This window comes from Hydrocoleum sp. CS-953 (genome assembly GCF_002260545.1).
Classification (GTDB): Bacteria; Cyanobacteriota; Cyanobacteriia; order Cyanobacteriales; family Microcoleaceae; genus Trichodesmium.
Map to the genome: position 1 here is coordinate 1 of NZ_LGSU01000909.1, position 5,399 is coordinate 5,399.

Genomic DNA, 5,399 nt, shown 5'->3' on the forward strand with positions numbered 1-5,399 from the left:
CAGAGGAGATGAATCGTCAAATTTTCTCTTTTATTGCGTATAGAGCAAGAGTTAATACATTTTCTGAAGCACCCAAGCAGAGGAAAATTTTTCTACTCGACTGACACACCTTAAATAGTAAATTAGAAAAAAATCCTCAAATCTTGCCATAACGAGAATTATAGGAAAAAATCTAACGCACAGTTTTAGCTGTGTCAGTCTAGTAGTAGAAGTTAGTAAATGCTTACTTCATTAATTAAAAAGCTGTTAACGTTAGCGAAGCTCCTCTGTTAGCGCAGCTCCTCCGGAGGAGGCAAGAGGCAGTTCCTCCGTAGGAGGCTAGCTGACTGCTAATAGCTGTTAGCTCCGCATTCCGCAGGAAATGCTTACAACAAACTAGGACACTTCAAACTTACCATCCCCAGTCGGACATGAGAACCATCTTTGAGAATAGCTTCCAAGGAAATTTTTATCTCTGGTGCAAATTCAATTACTTCTATTTCTCCCCAGAAACCACAATATTTAGCTTCTGGAAATTCTGGATGAATTTCTCCTACATCTGGACGATGTAAATTAGCAGGAACTTCTCTGATTACTTTACCACCAGAAATAAATTCTATTGAAACTGGAGGAGATTTTTTTCCTACTACCCACCCACCAATACAAATAGAACTAATATCTTTCTTTATTCCTGGTTTTGGTTCATCTATAGAAAAACCTACTATTTCTGCGTCTTTTTCATACAAAGAAACAGCAACTTCTACATTTGTTTGAATCCTTAAACTAAAGTCTTCTTGTTGTCTAGTTAAATGAGGATTATAACAAGGATCTTCGTCTATTAAATGTTTCCACCTTTGCTTCATATCTTTAATTTCTTTTTGGAAACGTTTTTGTTTTTCCCCAGTATTTTCTACACCCCGACTTTTCGACTCATGGTGATATAAAACAGCGTGAGGTACATAAATATTTCGATAACCTTTATGCAGCATTTTTAAACATAAATCTACATCATTAAATGCTACTGCTAATTCTTCATCAAATCCTCCAATTTTTTCAAATACTTCTCGCCTACACATTAAACAAGCAGCAGTTACTGCAGAATAATTATTGACAGAAATAATTTGACCTTTATATCCAGTATCAGTGGGAGAAAAACCTCGGTGACTATGGTCTGCAACACTCCGCATTCCTAATACAACTCCGGCGTGTTGAATTGTATTATCTGGATATAATAATAATGCTCCAACAGCTCCTATTTTTTCTCTTTGTGCTTGTTCAACCATTGCTTCTAACCAGTCGGCAGTTTTTACTTCTGTGTCGTTATTTAGGAATAGTAAATAATCACCTTCTGCTTTTTCTACGGCAAAATTATTGAGCTTGGAAAAGTTGAAAGGAATATTTAGTTCATAACACTTGAAATGTTCTGGTTGTTGATTTTTCCACTTCTCAATAATAGATAACGTTTCTGGTTCATCGCTGCCATTATCTATTACTATTACTTCATAATTTGGATAGGTTGTTTTGGTAAAGATTGACTCTAGACATCTATCTAAAATATTTCCTAAATTTCTGGTGGGAATGATTATACTGACTAATTTTTTATCGGTAATTTGATAACGAACTTGATAAAAACCAAGATGGTTAGGTACGCTATAAACTGTTCCTGTTTCTCCTCTTCTTGTTAATGCTTCGGTTAATGCTTTTTTTGCTGTTTCTTCTGAGATTGTTTGATTGATTTCTACTTTATTTTCAGAGATTCTGTTGTGATAAAGTACCTTGGGAATGTGGAATATTTTTTTACTTGTTTCGCTTAAGCGGAGAATTAAATCATATTCATAACTACTTTCATATCCGACTCGAAAACCGTTCAATTTTTCCAATAATTCTCGACGATATATACACAAATGACCTGTATACATTCTGGATAAAAATGAATCGGGAGACCAATCTGGTTTGAAGTATGGTTCAGTTAATTTTCCTTCACTTGTCAATTTATCTTCATCTGAATAAACCATATCTGAATCTGGATGTTTATTCAGAAATAATGCCATTTGATAGAGAGCATCTGGGGTTAATATATCGTCAGGATTTAATAGAGTAACAAAATCTCCTGTTGCTAAAGCTAAGGCAGTATTTAAGTCTGTGGCAATCTCTCTATTTTTACTTTTTAAGACTAATTTAATTCTGTTTTCTGCTTCTATATTTGGTGTAAGTTCGTCAGCAATATAGCAAAGTTCCCAGTTGGGATAAATTTGATTTATTACTGATTCAATTGTCTCTTGAAACTCTGGAGATGCTTTTTTTTCTGGCAGGATAATACTAATTAATGGTTGGTATCGGAAAGTGTCTAAATTTTCCGACATTTTCTTTAGTTTTTCTGAGTTAGGTAAGTTTTCCTTGAGCCATAGTTGATAGGAATCTTCTTTTTCAATTATAGGAGAAGGTAATGAGGGAATCGGAACTTTTTTCTCTTCCCTTTTTTCGATAACTGGAGGAGAAGGTAATGGGGAAATAGGAAAGTTTGTCTCTTCCCTATTTTCTATTTCCTGTTCCCTGAAAGTGTTTTTTTTTGGTAATATCTTTTCTAGTTGCTCTTTAATTTCTTCATCGTCTGGATTAATTTGTAAACCTAACTGATAAAAGGCGATCGCTCCATGATTTTTCCCTTTTTTTACTAATGTATTGCCTAGTTGTAAATAAAGTTTGTGGTCTTCTGGCTTAACCTCTAGTGCTTTGTGATAAAGTTGCTCATTATCGGGATTATTTTCTATGGCTTTCTTATACCATTTAATTGATTCTTCTAAGTCTAATTCAGCACGTTTTTTTAGAGCATCTCCCAATTTTTGATAAGCTTCTGGCAAATCGGCTTTTAATTCTAAAGCACGACGATAGGGTTCTATTGCTTCTTGCCAATTTCCAGCTTCCCAAAGAGTATTTCCTAAGTTAATATAAGACCAAGTAAAGTCCGGATTTAATTCTATTGCTCGACGATAAGGTTCAACAGCTTCTTCCCATTTCTCTAGTTTTAATAGACAGTCTGCTAAATTATTATGAGACCAAGAAAAGTCAGGGTTTAATTCTATTGCTTTGCGGTAAGCTGTGACAGCTTCTTCCCATTTTTCTAATTTCTTGAGAGCTTCTCCTAAGCTGTTGTGATACCAAGAATTATCTGATTTTATTTCACTTGCTTTTTGATATACTTTGACAGCTTCTTCCCATTTTTCCTGTTGTGAAAAAATTTCCCCTAATCTTCCATAAGGTATATCGAATTGTGGATAATTTTCTGTTGCTTGACTATAAGCTTTGACAGCTTCTTCTATTTTTCCTTGTTCTTGGAAAGCTTCTCCATATCTGTAATAAATTTCTCCAATTTTTTGCTTAAATTCTGTATTATTTGGTTCTAGTTTTTGAGCCTTTTGATAATTCTGTAAAGCTAGCTCTAACTGCCCTTGCTTTAGTAAACCATCTCCTAATTTTTGATAAGCTTCTAAATTCTTTGGATTAGCAGATATTACTCTTTGATAACAAGCAACTGCTTCTCCCCACTGCCCGTTTTGAATTAATATTTCTCCTAATTTATAACTAGCTTCTACTAACCGAGGCTTTAACTTAATTGCTTCTTGATAACAAGCGATCGCCTGTTCTAATTGACCATTTTCGCTCAGAGTATTTCCCGTAAATAAAAATTCTTCTGCGGTAGCTTTTCCTGGTTCTAATCTAAATGCTTGATACAAATATTCTGCTGCTTCTACTGACTGATTAACCTGAGTATAAATTTTCGCTAAATTTCTATATGCTCCGGCAAAGTATGGTTTAATTGCAATTGCTCTTCGATAATTTTGTATTGCTTGTTCCCACTGTTTTTGTTGAGCAAATATTGTGCCGATATTTGCATATACTTCTCCAAAATCAGGCTTAATTTCTAATGCTTTATTGTAGGAGTCTAATGCTTCTTTTAATTTACCTAGAGCTTGTAAGGAATTACCTCTGATTTTATAAGCTTTGGCTTCTGGTTTTACCTGAATAATTTGCTGAGTAACTGTAATTGCTTGCTGCCATTTTTTCTGATTAAAATAAGTCTCTGCCACTACCATATAAGTTTCCATATCTTCAGGATTAATTCCTGGAAGATTTGCTTGGGGGGTTATATTATTTATCTGTTGTGTAGCAGCAGCAAGAGTATCATTACTATTTATCTGATTATTATTTAAACTGCCAACTAAAGTATCTCTCGGATTTAACTCTTGACTAGAAATTAAATTGTATTGGCTAGCTGCTCCTAGAGTATCATCTAAATTCTCTATTTTTTTATTAGCTGGTTTTAATTCTATTGCCTTCCGAAAACAAACTGTTGCTTCCTCCAAGTTTCCTTGCTGTTTTAAAGCTTCCCCTAAATTTTGATAAGCTTCTGATGAATTATTATCTAATTTAATTGCCATTCGATAACAAGATATTGCTTCATTTAAACTATCTTGTTGCTCAAGAGTTTTTCCTAAACTCATAAGTTCGTCAGGAGTCGCTTTTTCTGGTTCTATAGATAATGCCTTATACTGACAATATGTAGCAGATTTTTGGTTGCCTAAATTTAACCAAACTTTCCTCATATTGCGATAAACTCCAGCAAAATCAGGTTTGAGATTTACAGCTTTTTGATAATAGGATATTGCCTCCTGCAATTTTTGCTGCATGGCGTATAAACTGCCGAGGTTAGCATATACTTCCGGCCAATCTGATTTAATTTCTAACGCCTTTTTATACCAATTTTCTGCCTCTGCTAATTTTCCTTGTACTTGCCAAGTATTGCCTAAAGTTTTGTAGGCAGGAAAATAATTTTCTTCTATTTTTATCGCTAATTCGCAGGAGGCGATCGCTTCGTCAAATTTCTTTTGAGTTAAATAAGCTTCTGCTTTTTTATGGAAATTTTCTGCTGCACTTTCTGGAAAGTTTGTTGATGTCATTTTCTCTTTTTGTTTGANCTCTGCTAATTTTCCTTGTACTTGCCAAGTATTGCCTAAAGTTTTGTAGGCAGGAAAATAATTTTCTTCTATTTTTATCGCTAATTCGCAGGAGGCGATCGCTTCGTCAAATTTCTTTTGAGTTAAATAAGCTTCTGCTTTTTTATGGAAATTTTCTGCTGCACTTTCTGGAAAGTTTGTTGATGTCATTTTCTCTTTTTGTTTGAGCTAGTATTAATAAGGTAAGGAAGAGGGAGGGAGGAAGAAGGAGAAAACTAAATTTTTACTGACTTTTTCTGTCAAGATGTTCTTGCTTTCTCATTTTGTCAAAGTAGGGAAGAAGGAGTAGGAAGAGTTAAGAAGGAGAAAACTAAATTTTTACCGACTCTTTCTGTCAAGAATTTCTGAGTTTCTCATTCTCTTGTCTTGTGTTTTCCCGGAAATAACTAGAAGGAGTCTCGTCAA

Annotated in this window: 1 protein-coding gene and 1 pseudogene; both read right to left on the reverse strand. The window is 34.3% G+C overall.

Features of this window, described 5'->3' with window-relative positions:
- Window positions 1-365: 365 nt before the first annotated feature.
- Window positions 366-4,937, reverse strand: a complete 4,572-nt coding sequence (locus tag AFK68_RS12290) for a tetratricopeptide repeat protein (protein WP_094673068.1) — start codon at window positions 4,935-4,937, stop codon at window positions 366-368.
- Between the two features lie 18 nt (window positions 4,938-4,955).
- Window positions 4,956-5,144: pseudogene (locus AFK68_RS44930) on the reverse strand (hypothetical protein); the annotation flags it as partial.
- Window positions 5,145-5,399: the final 255 nt, after the last annotated feature.

Bases quoted from the DNA above. Each gene is read 5' to 3' on its own strand.
- AFK68_RS12290 (WP_094673068.1), bottom strand. From the start codon at position 4,937: ATGACATCAACAAACTTTCCAGAAAGTGCAGCAGAAAATTTCCATAAA.